Origin of the sequence: Clostridium sp. UBA871 (assembly GCF_002295255.1) — a bacterium.
Taxonomy (GTDB): Bacteria; Bacillota; Clostridia; order Clostridiales; family Clostridiaceae; genus Clostridium_J; species Clostridium_J sulfidigenes.
Genome location: NZ_DBFV01000011.1, coordinates 227,520 through 246,186, shown reverse-complemented (window position 1 = coordinate 246,186; position 18,667 = coordinate 227,520). Strand labels below are relative to the sequence as shown.

Here is an 18,667-nt window from a genome sequence, read left to right as displayed (position 1 = left end):
TTTCTCATTTAAATAATTACTTTTCTAAAATATCATACCTTTTAATTTTATTTGCTCCTATAAATATGGTTGCTATTGATAATACTACACATATAACTATTCCATATACTATACTTACTCCACTGTCTCCAATGTTTAAATTACTACGTAATATCATTAAATAATTACCTATAAAAAATGAATTACAATAAAAAGGTGTTAGAGTTAAAACAGTAATGATAAACATGTTACTTATAATTGAATTAGTAAAGAGTGAAATTAATAATTGTATTAATGAAAAAGTAATGGATGTAATAAGTGGAAGTATTATTCCGACTACGAGTATTCCTTTAAAATTAAACTTTGAAATGTCTAGATTTGATAATATCAGATTTAGCTCCTTTGATAGTTCCAGTGATAATCCTCCGTGGAAAAGTGAAAAAACTGTTATGACAATGATAAAAATCGTATAATAGATTAGAACATTATATATGACCCATAGACACTTAGAAAGCCACCATGAAACTCTGCTTTTAGTTCTAATTAATACCTGAATTCCTGATTCACTTAAATCCTTCAATGGAAAATATCCAATGATAATGCTTAAATATATATTTACTAAAAACCATTGAGGCAGCTTATCTTGTAGTTCAACTGCATTTCCATCAAAAACATTCATTCCTCTAAACATAAATAATATAAAATCTGAAAAAGAGATTTCTTTACTAATCTTATTAAATTGTATAATTTTTTCAGCTCTTATTTGAAATACAAAACATAAAAATATAAATATACATAGGGCTATTGCATATCTTTTCCATCCCTCTATAGTACCTTTATAAAAATCATGTTTAATCTGTAAAAAGAAACTTCCTTTTTTCTTTTCATCACCAAATTTTATATTATTCATAATAAAATTCCTTTCTTTTTCCCAGAATAACTCCTAATATTATTGCTATTAATATAAGAACTATGCCATATGAAAACCCAATAATTAATTTATAGATGCTATTAATTGCTGTGTAATCAATATTTATCACTTTACATACAATTGGTACTGAAATTTCTAAAAATCCCAAGGTTACAACAAACAACCAGCTTATAATCTTCTTATTTGTTATCCAATATATTAATAATGAAATAGTTAATATTAGAACAATTCTGATAAAGGAACATAATAAAAACATTGTAATTACATAGTTTAAACTTATAGAGCTACATACAGTTTTATTTATTTTAAAGTAAATACTATTCACATTATTCCAGTTTATAAAGTGTGTAGTCATTAATCCCCCAAAGAAATAAGTGCAAAGGGAAATCCATATTGAAGAAAATATAGATAATAAGCTTATTTTATATACCTGTTTTATCCATAATAAAGTCCTACTTTTTTGTTTTATAATACTATTTATCCTTAGGTCATCTTTAATAATGTTAAAAAGCATAAAATTTGCTAAAATCATAATTTCAATTCCAAAAAACCAATATGCTGATACGTATATAAATGCATCTGCCACACTTTGAACATTATGAGTAAACACTCCACTTCTAATATGAAATAAAATTATAATAGCTAAAATAATCATATATCCTATGATTATTAGATAGTTACATTTTATATTTCTTAAAAACTCTTTTGTCCAATTTTTTAAATTAGTATATATCATCTTTCACTCCCTTGAAGAAAAACATACCAAATGTAATGATTGATAATCCAATAATTTCTCCTAAAACTACATATCCATTACATACTTCAAATCCTGGCTGCAAAAAATAGAAGGGAATATATTTAGCTAAATTAAAAGAACCTAGTACTGTGTAAACAAATATATATACTATAAATGGTGTAATTAACGCCATGAACCTATATTCAATGAAGAAACTCACTGATAACCCAATAGTAGCTATCAATCCACTAAAAATAAAATCTATCATTAAAAATCCAATTAAATATATATAAGGATGTGTAAAAAATAATTTACTCCATAAATGTGTTGGTCCTATTGCAAAGCTTTGAGTTACTTGAGGTACAAATGAGGGTAAAAACATAGCTGCAATAATCAAATTAACAAGTAGTGGTATAGTTATAGCTAATCCACCTGAAATGAAGGTAGCTATATATTTTGCTAAAAAATAATCCTTCTTTTTCGTTCTAATAAGAACATTTTTTATATATCCACTTTTTCTGTCAGTAAAAAAGGTATCTGCAAATGGTATTGCCGCTAACAATGGCAATAAGGCAAAAAATATATAGCTCTGTGGAAGTATATTAATATTACCAATCCACGCCTGAAATACGGTGGTTGGGGACGCCATTGGATAATTATCCACCACAACCCTTTCATTAAAATTGGCTATTGGGATAACATATGTAAAAATTTGTGACACTGTAATTAATAGCCCTAAAAAAAGTACAAGAGCCATAGTTTTACTTTTAATCGCTCTACTCAATTCAATCTTTATAAGTTTATTTTTCAAAATCTCACCTTCAATTCTAATAAATCACTTTAGTATATTTTTTACTATATTATTATATTTTTCATTAAATAACAAATTTAATATATTTATAGCGTTAACTTCTGTCAATTTATACATATTTATTTGTTTGCTTACAGAAAGCAAATATTAAAATGGTTACCTTTAAAGTATATCAAAATAAACTTTTAATTAAATAAAAGATACTTGAAAAGTCTAAATCTTAACTTAAGTTTCTTATTTTAAAATTATTTAGACTTTTAGAAGTAAATTTAAGTGAAACTTACTTTAATAGCTAATTTATAAAAGAAACTTAAATTGTAAAATATATAAATTATTTTCAAAATATAATATTGCCAAATGAACGTAAATGAACTATTGATATAGCTTATTATATAGAAAGAGGAACATTCAATTGAATTCTCTGATAAAATTTTAGAACAATCACCTGAGAATAAAAAAATCATGCAAGAGTATTTAAAAGAAAACTATAGTTCTATAGATTTAGAAGATGAAAATGAATTTAAAGATTTAGCCATTATGGATTCAGATAAATTTGATGAAACTTCTGCTCAATGTTCAAAGGAATTGCAAGAGGATATAGAAAAGAAGGAAGATATATATAGAAAGTATCTTGGAGAAAAATTCACTAGTTTTAACCTTGTAAATTTTAACGTATTAAATCGAATAGAAGCTTATAAGCATAAGGATAATCATATTGATTGGGATAACACTAGAGATAAAATGATATATGAAAACTTTAAAATTCTTCAAAAGGAATTGCCTAAGGGAAAGTATTATGGACAATGGGGACTTAACCATACATTTCAAAGTAAAGAAAAAGATAAAATGTGGTTTGCTGCCTATCTAAATTCTGATGACTCAATATTTAAAGATAAGCTTTTGACAGTAATATATAACTATGATAATTGTGAGAAAATTAATATATCAGGGAATGGTAGATATTCCCCACATAAGTTCACAGTTGTTTATCCACAAGTTAAGGAAACTAATGATTTATTAGAAGGCAATTTGAATATTTATAAATTAACAGGTGAGGATTCACCTTTTTCTTAAACACCAATGTATTATACTTATAATGGAGAAGAACTAGAAGCAAACATGTTAGATTTTTTTCAATATATCGTTTGTATAAGAGAATCTAAAGCAGCAGAGCCACTTAATGATGAGTATAATTAACTAAAATAAGATATAACTAGTAAAATATATAATCATATAAAGCTATAACATTCAAATAAATTCAGTTTATACCATTTACTTTTATAAGTAAATTAAGAAGACTTCTATAAAGAAAATAATATAAACACTAAGGAACTCCATAGAATAACTTCTGTGGAGTTCCTTAATTATTCCAATTTTAAATACAGATTGTTATCTATTATTTCATAGTCACATTTATCTGGAAAATTTCCCTTAATCTTTTCAAGTTTATCCCTATTTCTTTTAACAATAAATCCACTTATTACCGCAGTATTATCATCTTCCCATGAAATGTCCATTCTTATAACGCGATCATCATTAAACTCGCCTTCTATTTTAGGTGCCTTAATTGTTTTTTTAAAGAAAGAGCCTACTTTTTTATAAAATCTTACATTAGCACTTGGGTACCATGAAGTTTGAATATTTACTATTAATATATTTTCATTATTTGGTGAGGTATATTCTTCTGAAGTACGAAATCTATCATCTAAACCATTACCAATATGTAATGTAAATACATAAATGAACAAAAATATAACTGTTATCAACATGTAAGAAAATTTTTTCATCATAAATACTAAAACTATTGCTAAAATAGAATAGATAGCAATGTATGTATAAATGATTTTGTCATCATTCAATAGTGTAATTCCAAATTGTAAATCAAGAAACAATTTTATTCCTGGTATTAAAATTAATAGAGCAATTATAAAATATTTTATTATTTTAAACCTTTCTTTCATCAAATATCCTCCCCGAATAAGGCAAAAAATATATAGCTGCAGATGAAATACATCTAAAACCTGCACTTTTTAAAAAATAAGATATCAAAATTTAAGGCAAATATCAGCGGAATTTAATCATGCAAAGTTGAAGCAAACGGAACTTAGTTTTGCAAGCTGATTTCCGTAGGCTTATTAAGCTTGCTTATAATCCCTAAAAAATGGTTATCTTATATAAATTATAGCTTGTTTTAGGTCTTTTGACCACAAATTTAGGCTTTAAAACTGACTTTACTCTTGTGGTTGCAATAGCTTGCGCTAAAACGGAAGTTAGTTTTTCATTCAACGTCTCTCTTATTTTGAAGTCAATATTTACTGAAAATCCATTTGATCCAACGTTTGTCTAAAAAGCTTCGCTAATTGGGACTTCGCAAAAAAGCTAATCTAAATAAATATTGAATAAGCACTTATATTATTAATGCTCAACCGTTTCGGAATATTGCTCAAGGGTGGAGATTTAATCAAATTATTGTAATAATATCACTCCATTGGTATAATTGTATATGTAAAGATGGAGGTAATGTTATGAAAAAGAGATTAATAAGTGTTTTTTTATGTGCAATTATAGCTTTAAGCCTTGTAGGTTGCGGATTCATTGATGGATTTAAAGAAGGATTTAATGAAGGACTTAATGAATCAGAACAAGAGAAGAGTGAAAGTAATTAAGTAATTTAGTTATATAAGCTAACAATAATATATATTAATTATGGGGACTTACATAGGGAATTGAATTGCAGTGGAAATATTCGGAAAGAAAAATAAGAATGGTGATAGAAGTGTCAATTTATCAATAGAACGGGTACACCCTACATCCATATAAAAATAAGCCACATGTTGAATATTAATTCCACATGCGGCTTTTCTTGTTTCCATTATTTATTTAGAAGTTGGCAAATAATTTTAGAACAATGTTACTTAACTGCAACCGTTAATTCTTATTCTTTCGATGATTAAATTTATATTTATAACTTTCGTAAAATATGTTTAGTAAAATCTTTTACTATATCATCATCAATTTGGTTTAAAACTTTGTTTTTAAAGAGCAATGCTAAGATTAGCAACCCCATAAAAATATTTATATATACATCTTTTAAGTCAAATGTAAAAAACCCATTTACTAATATATAGTCTAAACTACCATTCCAAAAAATCTTGTCAATTAATGAACACATGGCACCAGAAAATATGAAAGCATACATAATATTAATAGTTTTGTTAGGTCCAAATTGCTTATTTAGATATTTATAAAACAGATATATTAATATACTCATAGTTGCTACTATTGAAATATGAATCCATTTACCGATACCTAATTGCAACATAGAATTAAACCATGAATAGTCCCTATTGAACATAGGCTTAAAGTATAATAAAGGAGGCAATATAGGAAGTTTTTTGTCAAGAAAATTATTATTAATTACCATTTTAATAGCCTGCTCTATTGCTACTAAAATAAGCACTGCTATACCTGTCTTTTTGTTTTGAATCTTCATATTTATTCTACACCACCTAATATAATTAATCTTAACATAATTTACAAAACTTTGAAACAATTATTCCCCTTTAAGACTCTTCTGCTCCCAAAGCTTATTATGAAAAGAATCACTGCAAGTACTATAAAAGCTACCCTTAATGAAGTTACTTGTCCTATGACACCTAATAATGGAAATATCATAATCATAAATATACTGAAGCATATACTTTGAACAGATATTAAGGTTGCTCTTTGAGCTGATGGGATAAGCTTATTTATATAGTCAGAGCTAACAGGATATAGGATATTTATACTTACAGAAAACATAATAAATCCTATGATAGCAATTAAATTCTTACTGCTAATAAGAACTATAAGCCACGCTCCTCCTAACATCGGAACTATATAAAGCATAGCTTTTTTTAATTTTCTTTCTACTTTATAGGCGAACTTTGCTCCTATGGCACAGCCTATACTTGATATTACATAGATTATTGCTATGAAACTTCTAGAGTATCCCATTTCACTAAAATACTGTTGAGTATAAAAATGAGTAGTTGTGCCGGTCATAAATATTAATTCAAAAAACATCATTATTAGTATGATTTTTTTATTAGATTTCATTACTTCATAACAGCTTTTAAAATGGCCTACTATAGTCACTCTTTCCTTTGCTTCTTCATGAAATTCTGGTTCTTTAAATCCAAAGGAAATTCCTAGTGCACATATACTTACAATGGCTGCTAATCCATAGCTATATGTAAAGGAGTAATCTGATAATATTCCTCCAACTAGTACAGCTATTCCTTGAGCTACTTCAATTATAAAATTTAAATTTCCATTTATCTTTAGGTATTTTTCCTCTTCTCCTGTAACCTTTAAGGAGTCATAAACCAAAGCTTCCTCTGAACCTGAGTTTAAATTATAAGATATGGCGGATATTACAAAGGCAATGGCGAACCCTAAAAAACTATTGCAAAACAGCATTAAGATTGCCCCAATTGCGGACATTATCCTTCCAAGTATTATAGTATTCTTTCTTCCAACAATATCAGCAATAGCTCCTGTTGGAACTTCACATATTAAACTGGTTATATGGTGAACTGATTCTAAAAGTCCTATTTCTATAAGAGACATGCCTTTATGAGCTAAATATAATACCCAAATGGCAGAACTTATATCTATGGAAGATAAAAACTTATACATATAATCAATTTTTATATTTTTCTTTATCCTATCTAAGTAATCTATGCTCTTCCCTTTATTAATTTTATTTATATTTAAACTTTCTTTTACGTTATTCATTGTAACTCCCCCTAATGATTTCTATAAGTAAAGCTTCATAGAAGCTAAGAACTCTGTTAATTAGCATAATAAAAGACTCTATTATTAAGAATTTAATCTTATAATAAAGTCTTGGAGTTACTTTTGAAGTTGAAGGACTATCATTCCTGCAAAATCATCTTAAAAAAAGATACAGTAACCCCTTGGTTTTCAATATTGCAGTTTTAGTCATAGAACTGCTGCTCATTGGGGTATATCCTTTTTTTATATTAAGATATCTCACAGTTGTTTCCTCCATTTTTTCTTATATAATTTATTATATCATATGGGTAATATTTTAGTATACATTATTATCCTATTTTTTATATAATTTAAATATTTACATAGATACTTCTTTCTCTTCTTTATAATCATCAATTCCATAGTTTCCCCAGCAAGGAGTTTCAATTCCTATATCTAGAGAGTTAAACTTTGCGCCTTTAGTGCTATTATAATTATCTAAAGCTTTAAATACAATTTTACATCCTAATAGTAATATAGGTACATTGGCATATACAACAAGTATGTTTACTAAGTCAGATATATACCATAGGTTCCCTAGTTCTAGTCCTGATAAAACTGTTAAACAACCAAAAGGTACAAATATAAAGGCACCTAAACTTCTTATGGTATTAATACATTTCTTACTTTTTGATATAAAGTTTCCTGATATCTCTGCAAATAGAATCATTCCAAGCAATGTTGTAAATGCAAATAATCCATAGCATAAAGATATTATTATAGTAGCAATTGAGTCAAAGGCTGTACCTGGAATTAAATATTGTACAGAGGTTAAATAAACTGTTAGCTTAGAACCTTTTATACTCTCCCAAGCCACTCCGGATTCAGCTGCCCAAAGGCTTGCCATAACTACAACTATTCCTGTCATTGTGGCAATTACCATAGTATCTAAAAATACGCCTAGAGCTTGTACTAATCCTTGTTCTACTGGATGATCAGTATCTGCAGTAGCTGCGGCCATAGTTATAGTACCTTGTCCAGCTTCATTTGACATAAGACCTCTTTTTATTCCTTGAGCAAGTGCTACACCAAAGGCCCCACCAAAGATGGCTTGTGGTTTAAAGGCACCCGCAAATACTGCTGTGAAAAATACAGGTACTTTATCTAAGTTAAATATAATTATTACTAATGTTATTCCTACATAAACTATAGCCATTATAGGCACTAATTTATCTGTAACCTTGGTAACACCATTTATTCCTTTAAATACAGTAACTACAACTGAAGCTATTAATAATATAGTAATTGCATAGTATAGTAATGATTGTCTTTCATAAACTGTTCCTGTAATTGTTTCTACTACTGAACTTAAACTAGTTACAATATTAAAGGTTTGAGCTGGTATACAGAACATTGCATATACAATAAATAAAACAGCTAGTACTATTCCTATTGCTCTTTTATTTCCTAAAATCTTCATCCCATAAAAAGGTAGTCCTCCAACAAACTCATCGTCCTTTTTCTCTTTAAAAATTTGAGCTAAAACTGCTTCTACAAAGGCTGTAGCCATTCCAAAGAAGGCAGAAACCCACATCCAAAATATAGCTCCTGGTCCTCCTACACTAATTGCTCCTGTAACTCCTACTATATTCCCAGGTCCTATTCTCATGGCTGAACTTAGTAGAAATGATGCTAAAGGACTAATACCAGCTTCATGAGATTTCTTCTCTGCAAGTATTTTAATCCCTTTTTTAAACTTAGTACATTGAACAAAGCCCATTTTAAATGTGAAATAAATACCTGATCCTACTAAAAGTAAGATGGCTAAAGAAAACTTTCCTATTATAGGAATGTTAGAATACCATTGAAAATTAGTTGGAAAATCCCATAAAAAGTCTGCCACTGGTACTATAAATTCAAATATTTTATTTATGGAGTTAAAAAATCCTTCCATTGTTATATCCCCCCGAAATTTTATAATGTGTAGTTATTATCTCATATCACCCATATTTAAACTAGAATTATTAAATTACATCCATGGAAATTAAATCCTCGTAGCTTTCACGTCTTACAATAATTCTTTCTTGTCCATCTTTTATCATCACTACAGCAGGCTTCGGAATTTTATTATAATTGCTAGCCATGGAGTAATTATATGCACCTGTACTCATAACTGAAAGAATATCTCCTCTTTCTATAGAATGAGGCACCATTAAATCCCATATTAGTATATCTCCTGATTCGCAGCATTTTCCAGCTATTGTAACTGTTTTATTTCTTTCATTATCCATTTTATTTGCTAAATATGCTTGATACTTTGCTGTATATAATGCTGTTCTTGGATTGTCTGGTAATCCTCCATCTATGGAGACATAGGTTCTTACTCCTGGAATATCCTTAATAGTTCCCACGGTGTAAAGAGTTATACCAGCTTCTCCAACCATCCATCTTCCTGGCTCAATAAAAATCTTAGGCATTTTAAGTCCATTTTCATAGGTTTTTTTCTTAATTGCTTCCATTATTGCATCAATAAAATAGCTTAGAGATTTTGGCTTATCGCTTTCTAAATATTTTATGCCAAAGCCTCCTCCAACATTTAACTCTTCTATTTCTATATCTAAATCATTTTTTAGCTTTTTCATCAATCTAATTGCATTTTCTATAGCTTTCAGATGGGAGGAGTTATCAAATAATTGTGAGCCTACATGGAAATGAATCCCTCTGAAATTTATATTTCTTGATGTTGTTGCTATAGTTATAGCTTCCTTTATAATTTCATCATCTAATGGAATACCAAATTTAGAATCCTTTTGACCAGTACTTATATACTTATGAGTATTGCAATCTATATTTGGAGTTATTCTAAATAAGATATCTACAACTTTATTTGCTTCATTGGCAAGGTCATCAAGCACTTGTAATTCATCTAAACTATCAACCACTATTCTTCCTACACTATACTCTATGGCCATTTTTAATTCTGCTGTTGTCTTGTTATTGCCATGAAACATTATGTCCTTTGGGTCAATGCCAGCTCTAATTGCTACAAAAAGTTCCCCTCCTGATACTACATCTATTCCCATGCCTTCTTCTTTCATTATTTTACACATTTCTAAAGTCAAAAAAGCTTTACTTGCATAAAATGCCTTAGTATTAGGATACTTTTCTATGAAACTTTCCTTTAACTCTTTACACTTGTTTCTTATGCAATCCTCAGATATTACATATAAAGGTGTATCGTACTTTTGTGCTAATTCCTGAACATTACATCCATAAAAATATAAGTTTCCTTCTTTAATGCTATTTTGTAACATATCTATTGCCTCCTACTAAATTTCTTACTTTAATAGTAAAGCAATATCTATGCCACATTTTTAAAAGATATTTACTAAATTAATCCCTTTAAAATAGCCATTTTTTATTAGTGTTTAAATATAGTTTATATGTTTTTCCATATTTTCGAACTATTCTAAATATTGTTTTCTAAAACTTTGATTTTGCTCAATATGTAAGAATTTAAAACAGTTCATTTTTACGAACGTCATTCCGTATTAACGGAATATTTATATTTAATTTTATCTATAATCATTTATATTGATATTATATTTTTTTAATTTATCATAAAAGCTGGTTTTTCCAACTTCTAATATGTTTAAACAAGCTTTAATATTTCCTTTATAAGCTCTTAAACAGTTAATTATTATTTTCTTTTCTGCTTCTTCTAAACCAACTTTTAAACTTTCATTTATTTCTTTTGTTTCATTCTTTGTATTGTATACTAATATATCTTTAGAATAAATTACGTTAGAATCATTTAAACTTATTGTTCTCTCGAGAACATTTTCTAATTCCCTTATATTTCCTAACCAAGATAAGCACATTAATTTGTTCATTGCTTCTCTAGTCATAGTAATGGGTTCTTTTTTTAATTTCTTAGATAAATTTTTAATTAACTTGTCCACCAATATGGGTATATCTTCAATTCTATTTCTAAGAGGCTCAATGTATATAGGTATAATATTGATTCTATAATATAAATCTTCTCTAAATTCCTTTTCCTTTATTAATTGTTCAAGATTTTTATTTGTAGCACATATAATTCTGGTGTCTACCTTAATTTCTTCTATTCCTCCAATTCTATAAAAGGTTTTATTTTGTAAAAAATTAAGTAGTTTACCTTGAATCTTTAATGGCATTTCTCCTATTTCATCTAAAAATACAGTACCATTATTAGCCAATTCAAATAATCCTGGTTTACCTGACTTTCTTGAATTAGTAAATGATCCACCTTCATATCCAAAAAGCTCACTTTCCAAAAGACTTTCTGGTAAAGATGCACAATTTATGTGAAGAAACTTATTATTTTTCCTATTGCTGATATTATGAATTTCTTCTGCTAAAGTACTTTTGCCCGTTCCACTTTCCCCTAGTATTAATACCGTTGAATCTGTTTTTGATGATTTATAAGCTATTTTCTTAATATCATTTATATGGGTGCTTACCCCTTGAAACTTTTTGAAACATCTTGCTATATTTTCATCTTCTAATAATTTTTCTGTTTTTTTAAGATTCTTTAATAAAACGTTTCTTTCTTCTATTACCTCTTTCAATTCTGTTATATCTTCAACTCTTAATATAGCCCCAATTTTATTTTCTTCTGAATATAACGGTATAATTGATGATAATGTAGCTATACCATTAATATTCATAAATTCATTTGTAACTATATTATCTTCTTTAGTAGCACACCTATAGAATTTATCCATTTCATTATTTCTTTCATGAACATTAAAAATGAAATCTCCAATAGGATTTATAGCCTGTGCATTCTTACCTTTTTCTCTAAAAACTCTCTCTTCTAATATGTATCTTAAACTTTCATTTCTAGCTGTATAGCCCTTACTTTGATAAAATACCAGTTCATTATTTCTAATTATCACCATATGTCCAACAGCATATCTATAATTCATACTATATATTGTGTCATTTATATTTATTTCTAATATTTTTTTACTATAATCTATACTTAGCTTATACTTTAATTCCCTATATACTCCATCAAGATATACTTCCCCACTTTGATCACTTACTTCTATAATTTTGTAATTCTCATTAACATGATTATTAGAACTTTTATATGTACCAAAGGCTAAAATTGAATCTCCCTTTTTAAGGTTTTTATCATAGATACCGATCTTCTCAAAGGACTTATAATCTAGTTCCCCATCATCCTCACCAACTTTATTATCTACAATAAAAACCAGATCATCTTTTTTAAGTTTATCTGACTTATGGCTAATTTTTGTAGATTCAAATATTCCAAATATCTCCTTAGCCTTTTTATTGTAAGTTGTTATTATTCCCTCTGTATCAATAACAATAACTCCTTGTGAAATATTATCTAGTATTTCATTTAAAGCTTCACCCATAAGAACTTCCCCCATGTCTTACCCTATAAATAAACTCCAACCCAAATTTAAAAATGAGATTGGAGTTTATTTATTGTTTATTTATTAGTTAGATCTTTCTAATCCATAGATTACACATTTGTTTTTAACATTTTCTATATGAAACAAGGACTATGATTTCAATAATTCTACATGCATACAGTCTTCTAGTTCTATGTTAAAACCTAATTTTTTAGCTTCTTCTATAACTTCTTCATTAAAAGAACCTGGTTGGAACCATACATTTTTGATTCCTTTTGCTTTTATTTTAGGAAGAGCTTCTAAAGTAATTTTAGGATTAACTATTACATTTATTCCATCTATTAATTCTGGTAACTCTTCTATAGATTTATATAACTTTATTCCATCTATAGAATCATATTTAGGGTTTATTCCATAAACAGTGTATCCTCTATCCTCTAGTTCTCTAAAAATCTTGTATCCAAATCTTGTAGTATCAGTGGTAGCCCCAAGTAAAGCCCAGCGTTTTAAGTTAAGCATTTTATTCATGTTTATCACTCCTAATCTTATTTTATATATAGTTTGTTTATTTTTCATAGTTACTATTCTTTAATCCTATCATGTAGAATATATCTTTTCAATTCTAATATAGATATGTGATAACCTATTTGTCTATGATATTAGTAAATTATATAAATTTCATGTATAATATCATATATATAATAATTATAATATAGCATATTACATATAACTATATAGATAGTAATTTTTCAAATAACTATATAGATAGCAATTTTTAATAACTATCTATAGATAACTATTTTACCTTTAACTATCTGAATAGTTATTTGCTAAGAAGGAGATAATCATGAGCGGAACTTGTGAAATAAGTGCTGATATAATTGAAAAGGATTTAAAATACCTAGAACTTCTTTCTCATAATTTTCCTACAATATCAGATGCTTGTACTGAAATTATAAACTTGGAGGCAATATTAAATTTACCTAAAGGTACGGAGCACTTTTTAACGGATCTTCATGGTGAACATGAAGCTTTCCAACATGTACTTAAAAATGCTTCAGGTGTGATAAAAAGAAAAGTTAATGATATCTTTGGCAATACCCTTAGAGAATCTGAAAAAAAAGCTTTATGCACTCTTATATATTACCCTGAACAGTATATAGATATTGCCCTTGCTAAAGAAGATGACCCCGATGATTGGTATAAGATTACTCTTAATCAATTGATTCAGGTATGTAGAAATGTATCATCTAAATATACTCGTTCTAAGGTTAGAAAAGCTCTTCCTGCAGACTTTTCCTATATTATAGAGGAGCTACTTCACGAATCTGAAGCGAGACCAAATAAACAAGATTATTTTAATGGAATATTAGATACCATTATTTCCATTGGTAGAGCTAGCGATTTTATAACTGCAATTTGTAATGTTATTCAAAGGTTGACTATAGATTCTCTTCACATAGTAGGTGATATCTATGATAGAGGTCCTGGAGCTCACATAATTATGGATATTCTATGTAATTATCATTCCTATGATATTCAATGGGGAAACCATGATATACTTTGGATGGGTGCAGCAGCTGGAAATCATAGTTGCATATGTAATGTTATTAGAATTTGTACTAGATACGCTAATCTAGAAACCTTAGAGGATGGCTATGGTATAAACATTTTACCTCTAGCTCGTTTTGCTATGGATGTATACTCTAATGATCCATGTAAATCCTTTAAACCAAAGGTTACTAATGATTACTTTAAAGAAAAAGACTTAAAACTTATGGCTCAAATGCATAAGGCAATTTCTATTATACAGTTTAAATTAGAAGGTGAAATTATTAAAAGACACCCTGAATTTAATATGGATGATAGAAGACTTCTTGATAAAATTAATTATGAAAAAGGAACAATTGTTATAGGTGGTAAAGAATATGCATTAAATGATACTAACTTCCCTACTATAGATATTAATAATCCTTATAAACTGACAGATGAAGAAAAAGAATTAATGTCTAAGCTTCATAGTTCTTTCTTAAATAGTGAAAAACTTGAGAAACATGTTAGATGTCTTTACTCTAAGGGTAGCCTTTATTTAAAGAGCAATTCTAATCTTTTATATCATGCCTCCATTCCTTTAAATGAAGATGGCACTTTTAAGAATGTTAAGCTTGGAAACAAGGAATTCTGCGGTAAAGAATATTTAGATAGGGTAGATAGAATTACTAGAGAAGCATATTTTAATGAATGTGATAGCAAAAATGCTCATTATGCTTTAGATTACATGTGGTATTTATGGTGTGGCCCTGATTCACCTCTCTTTGGTAAAGATAAAATGGCTACTTTTGAAAGATATTTTATAAATGATAAGATTACTCATAAGGAAAATAAATGCCCTTACTTCAATCTTAGAGATAATGAAGAGGTTTGTAATAATATATTATTAGAATTTGGTCTTTCTCCTAAACATTCTCATATAATTAATGGACACGTACCTGTTAAAACTATTAAAGGTGAAAATCCTATAAAGGCTAATGGGAAACTTTTAGTTATAGATGGGGGATTTTCTAAGGCTTACCAACCTGAGACAGGCATTGCAGGCTATACTTTAATTTATAATTCCTATGGCCTTCAATTAGTTCAGCATGAGCCTTTTGAATCAACTCAAACAGCCATTGATGAGGGGAAAGATATCATATCTACCAACTTCATTTTAGAATTTAACTCTAGAAGGCTAAAGGTTAGAGATACTGATATAGGTACGGAGCTTATAAGTCAAATTCATTACCTTCAAATGCTTTTAAATGCCTATAGAAAAGGTATAATTAAGGAAAGAAAATAAATTAAACCAAGGGAGCTTTTTGAAATAAGCTCCCTTAAATATTTTTATAACCTTATCTTCCCAGAATCCATAACAAATTCTTTCATCATCTAAAACTACCCCTTCCTCAATGGAGTCTTTAATCAACTCAAAAGAGTTATTGAGATAATATGAAATTTCTATATCAACTGTATCTATCATATAATAAAATCTTTTATCACAGGGATTAAGCATTGAACCTGTAAAACCAATTGTTCTGATTATATGTAAAATCAAATTTTTTATAGAAATTATCCAGTCCATTATTTGCAATCAAACCAATAATAGCACCATCTATACAGTTTTTGTCAATATAGTCCATTATTTTTTCCATAATTAGTGTACCAATCTTCTGTTTTTGATAGGACGGTATAACTATTATATCTTGTATATAAAAAACCGTTCCACCATCTCCAACAATTCTTCCAAATCCAATTATCTTGTCTTGGTCTTCTATACAAACACAGTAGATCGAGTTATTCAATCCTTTTTCTATTTTGTCATGTTGTAATACCCTCCAACCAACAGAATTTCTTAAATAAATATATTCTTCAATTGAAGGTTTCCTTTCGCTTACAATAACATTTTCCATATTTAAACCCTACCCCTACATTAAATTTCAAAAATTACTGCTACATATTATACTAATATCACATACCTAACAACATCCCTTTAATTGTTCCTTTCTTTCTGCTATTAGCTTTTCTATTTCTTCCAAGTCTTCTAGTGTAGCTTTATTTTTTATAAATCCTCTAGCTGTACTTCTGCTCTTTAAGTTATTATCTTTCATTCTAACACCTCTTTATTATAATCTAATTAGATTTATTCTCCAACTATGTGTTATACAAAAGAGAAAGATGCTAGTAAGGATTTATTCCCTACTAGCTTTTAATTTTATTCTATTTTATCTTTTAGATATATACTATCTTTTTTAAAGCATCCTGAATTACTTGTGAGAAGTTTACTTTCTTTTCTTAATTTATTAAGCCATGATGATGTAATCAAAGTTTTTTATTTCTCTATTATCATATTCTTTTAATATAATTATATATGTATTTCAAAAAACTTTATTTCAAAAATAATTGATATTTGGTAAATTTTATTATATTATATAATTGCTTTAAATAAGAATTATCTAAATAAAACAATTTACAGATTTTAAAAACAAAGGGGAATTACATATGAAAAAATTTATAAAACCTAGTATTCTTTGTATCGTTATGTTATTAAGTCTTTCATCAATTTTTTTAGGATGCAGTAAAAAGACTATTCCTATTGAACAAACTGCAAAAGCTTTTTATGACTTAGTTATTTTACAAGATAGCGCCGAATTTGAAAAACTTGGTGTGACAAATGATGAAATTACATCTATGGCAGAAATTCAAAAAAAATCAATGAATGAAGTTACTAAAGCTGGTTTTGTACAAGCTGGTCTACCTATTACTGATGAGCAGTTAGATCAAATATATAATGTTCAAATAGAAGCTTTAAGAAAATTAAAACCTACTATAGAAGTTGTTTCTAGTGATAAAGAAATATCTCAAGTTAAAATATCAACTACATATGTTAATATGGTTGAAGCAAGTACTAAAGCTGGTGATGACACTATTTCTGAAGTACAAAGCAAACAAATTTCTGATATGACTAAAGTATCAGAAATTTTCATCAAAAAAATAATTGAAAATATTAATGCATTAACTCCTTCAACTGATGTTAAATCAACTACTTTTGAATTTGAAAAAGTAAAAATGAACTTTGGTAAGAAAACTGAAGAAGTTTGGGTACCAAAGGATTCCATTTCATTTGGTAATGATTTAGCTAATATGTGTATAGGAAATAATTAATAAATTTAAATAGGCAATTTTTGTTTAAAGTAAAAAGGCTGTTGTATTTTACAATAGCCTTCTTTACATATACATAGAATTTAAAATATATGTCTTACTTTTCATGTTAAATATCTATTTTTATATTTTAATTTTATTACTTTTATTTTTTCCTTTTTGATACTAGACTAACGCCACCTATAATTGCTAATGCTCCAATTATAAGTTTATAATCAAATACCCCACCAGTCTTTGGCAAAACATTTATTATTTTATCAACAATCTTTTCTGCTTCATTTTTAACAGTGAATTTTTGTATTTCCGTAGAATTAACCTTAACTTGTAATTCTTCCTTACTTAAAATATATCCCTTAGGAGCTTTAGTTTCTTTAATAGTATAACTACCATAATCCACATCATTAAAAGCTGCAATACCATCCTTATCAGAAACTACAGTCGTTACTTCTTTGCCCACTCTGTCATATAAGGTAAATTCTGCACCTTGAAGCACTTTTCCATTCATATCAGTTTTAGTAATTACAATACTGCCCTTAATTCTGTTGTTTACCACCTCATAGCTGTATATCTCACCATCTTTGTCTACAAATACCTTTATTGTGCCTTCTGAAGCTAAATATCCTTCAGGAACTTTTGTTTCTTTTATTGTATATTCTCCATAAAGAATATCTTTAAACAACACAGTACCATCTTCTCCTGATACAAAAGTTTTAATTTCTTTACCCTCTGAATCGTATAATGTAAATTCTGCTCCTTTTAAAGGCTTCTTATCTTGATCTAATTTTTTAACTTGAATCGAAGCTCTAATTCTTGTGTTAGACACACTTTCAGGATTTGCTTTTACAGTTTTATCATTTTCAGTTATATTAGCAGTTAGTACTTCCTCTAGAATAACATATCCCTCTGGAGCTTTTGTTTCCTTTATAGTGTACTTGCCATACTCTACATTTTCAAATTGTACTTTTCCATTTTCATCACTTATAGCTGTTGCTATAGGATTTTCAAACTTTGTATCAACTTCTTTATAAATCTTGAATTCTGCTCCTTGTAATGGGTTTTTATCTTCGTCTAGCTTAGTAAACTCTATACTTCCTCTAATTTTTGTATTAGATATACTTTCAGGGTTCGCTTTTACTACCTTTCCATCTTCAGTTATGATAGCAGTTAGTATTTCGCTTGAAAGAAGATATCCTTCCGGAGCTTTTGATTCTTTTATAGTGTACTCTCCATACTCTACATTTTCAAATTGTACTTTTCCACTTTCATCACTTATAGCTGTTGCTATAGGATTTTCAAACTTTGTATCTATTTCTTTATAAAGCTTAAAC

General features: G+C 28.0%; 18 protein-coding genes. 4 read left to right on the top strand and 14 right to left on the bottom strand.

The features are described 5' to 3' along the window. Positions 1-16: 16 nt before the first annotated feature. Genes B3086_RS14320 through B3086_RS14310 form a run of 3 tightly spaced genes read right to left on the bottom strand, consistent with a single transcriptional unit; the run spans position 17 to position 2,457 of the window. Complete coding sequence (locus B3086_RS14320) at positions 17-889, bottom strand: hypothetical protein (RefSeq protein WP_346847105.1); 873 nt, start codon at positions 887-889, stop codon at positions 17-19. Continuing rightward, positions 882-1,646 carry a hypothetical protein gene (locus B3086_RS14315; protein ID WP_346880135.1) on the bottom strand — a complete coding sequence of 255 codons (765 nt, stop codon included), beginning with the start codon at positions 1,644-1,646 and terminating at the stop codon, positions 882-884. The genes B3086_RS14320 and B3086_RS14315 overlap by 8 nt, the downstream gene beginning before the upstream one ends. After that, complete coding sequence (locus B3086_RS14310; RefSeq protein ID WP_346847103.1) at positions 1,633-2,457, bottom strand: hypothetical protein; 825 nt, start codon at positions 2,455-2,457, stop codon at positions 1,633-1,635. Before B3086_RS14310 ends, B3086_RS14315 begins: the two co-directional genes overlap by 14 nt. 462 nt (positions 2,458-2,919) lie before the next feature. On the opposite strand from B3086_RS14310, the gene B3086_RS14305 reads away from it, so the two are divergent. Further along, positions 2,920-3,531 carry a hypothetical protein gene (locus B3086_RS14305; RefSeq protein WP_346893686.1) on the top strand — a complete coding sequence of 204 codons (612 nt, stop codon included), beginning with the start codon at positions 2,920-2,922 and terminating at the stop codon, positions 3,529-3,531. A gap of 290 nt (positions 3,532-3,821) precedes the next feature. On the opposite strand, the gene B3086_RS14300 is transcribed toward B3086_RS14305, so the two are convergent. Then, entirely contained in the window at positions 3,822-4,418 is a 597-nt protein-coding gene (locus B3086_RS14300; RefSeq protein ID WP_346893684.1) for a hypothetical protein, read from the bottom strand. Between the two features lie 564 nt (positions 4,419-4,982). Here B3086_RS14300 and B3086_RS14295 point away from each other — a divergent pair. Continuing rightward, positions 4,983-5,123, top strand: a complete 141-nt coding sequence (locus tag B3086_RS14295; protein ID WP_346877643.1) for a hypothetical protein — start codon at positions 4,983-4,985, stop codon at positions 5,121-5,123. 296 nt (positions 5,124-5,419) lie between these two features. Here B3086_RS14295 and B3086_RS14290 read toward each other — a convergent pair whose 3' ends face one another. From B3086_RS14290 to B3086_RS14265, 6 genes are all read right to left on the bottom strand, one after another. Then, on the bottom strand, positions 5,420-5,950 hold the full coding sequence (locus tag B3086_RS14290) for a signal peptidase II (RefSeq protein WP_346847099.1): 531 nt from the start codon (positions 5,948-5,950) through the stop codon (positions 5,420-5,422). 41 nt (positions 5,951-5,991) lie between these two features. Further along, positions 5,992-7,236, bottom strand: coding sequence for an MFS transporter (locus B3086_RS14285; RefSeq protein ID WP_346847098.1), 1,245 nt, complete (start codon positions 7,234-7,236; stop codon positions 5,992-5,994). 358 nt (positions 7,237-7,594) lie between these two features. Continuing rightward, complete coding sequence (locus B3086_RS14280; RefSeq protein ID WP_035131078.1) at positions 7,595-9,169, bottom strand: alanine/glycine:cation symporter family protein; 1,575 nt, start codon at positions 9,167-9,169, stop codon at positions 7,595-7,597. A 70-nt stretch (positions 9,170-9,239) separates the two neighbouring features. Next, positions 9,240-10,529 carry a diaminopimelate decarboxylase gene (gene lysA, locus B3086_RS14275; RefSeq protein WP_346880138.1) on the bottom strand — a complete coding sequence of 430 codons (1,290 nt, stop codon included), beginning with the start codon at positions 10,527-10,529 and terminating at the stop codon, positions 9,240-9,242. A 261-nt stretch (positions 10,530-10,790) separates the two neighbouring features. Further along, the gene (locus B3086_RS14270) at positions 10,791-12,644 is read right to left on the bottom strand and encodes a sigma-54 interaction domain-containing protein (RefSeq protein ID WP_346893682.1); all 1,854 of its coding nucleotides are present in this window, start codon (positions 12,642-12,644) and stop codon (positions 10,791-10,793) included. A 150-nt stretch (positions 12,645-12,794) separates the two neighbouring features. Further along, the gene (locus B3086_RS14265; protein ID WP_346847094.1) at positions 12,795-13,172 is read right to left on the bottom strand and encodes a CoA-binding protein; all 378 of its coding nucleotides are present in this window, start codon (positions 13,170-13,172) and stop codon (positions 12,795-12,797) included. A 319-nt stretch (positions 13,173-13,491) separates the two neighbouring features. Between B3086_RS14265 and B3086_RS14260 the strand changes: the two genes are divergently transcribed. Next, positions 13,492-15,480 carry a fructose-1,6-bisphosphatase gene (locus B3086_RS14260; protein ID WP_346847093.1) on the top strand — a complete coding sequence of 663 codons (1,989 nt, stop codon included), beginning with the start codon at positions 13,492-13,494 and terminating at the stop codon, positions 15,478-15,480. On the opposite strand, the gene B3086_RS14255 is transcribed toward B3086_RS14260, so the two are convergent. The 3 genes from B3086_RS14255 to B3086_RS14245 form a co-directional block, all read right to left on the bottom strand. After that, positions 15,439-15,660 (bottom strand): hypothetical protein, encoded by a 222-nt coding sequence (locus B3086_RS14255; protein ID WP_346878081.1) that lies wholly within the window; start codon positions 15,658-15,660, stop codon positions 15,439-15,441. The genes B3086_RS14260 and B3086_RS14255 overlap by 42 nt on opposite strands. A gap of 25 nt (positions 15,661-15,685) precedes the next feature. Beyond that, complete coding sequence (locus B3086_RS14250) at positions 15,686-16,090, bottom strand: GNAT family N-acetyltransferase (protein ID WP_346847091.1); 405 nt, start codon at positions 16,088-16,090, stop codon at positions 15,686-15,688. Between the two features lie 66 nt (positions 16,091-16,156). Further along, complete coding sequence (locus B3086_RS14245; protein ID WP_346847435.1) at positions 16,157-16,288, bottom strand: hypothetical protein; 132 nt, start codon at positions 16,286-16,288, stop codon at positions 16,157-16,159. 391 nt (positions 16,289-16,679) lie between these two features. On the opposite strand from B3086_RS14245, the gene B3086_RS14240 reads away from it, so the two are divergent. Beyond that, positions 16,680-17,342 carry a hypothetical protein gene (locus tag B3086_RS14240; RefSeq protein WP_346847090.1) on the top strand — a complete coding sequence of 221 codons (663 nt, stop codon included), beginning with the start codon at positions 16,680-16,682 and terminating at the stop codon, positions 17,340-17,342. A gap of 142 nt (positions 17,343-17,484) precedes the next feature. Here B3086_RS14240 and B3086_RS14235 read toward each other — a convergent pair. After that, a partial coding sequence (locus B3086_RS14235; protein WP_346880140.1) for an MSCRAMM family protein occupies positions 17,485-18,667 on the bottom strand: 1,183 nt, incomplete at its 5' end.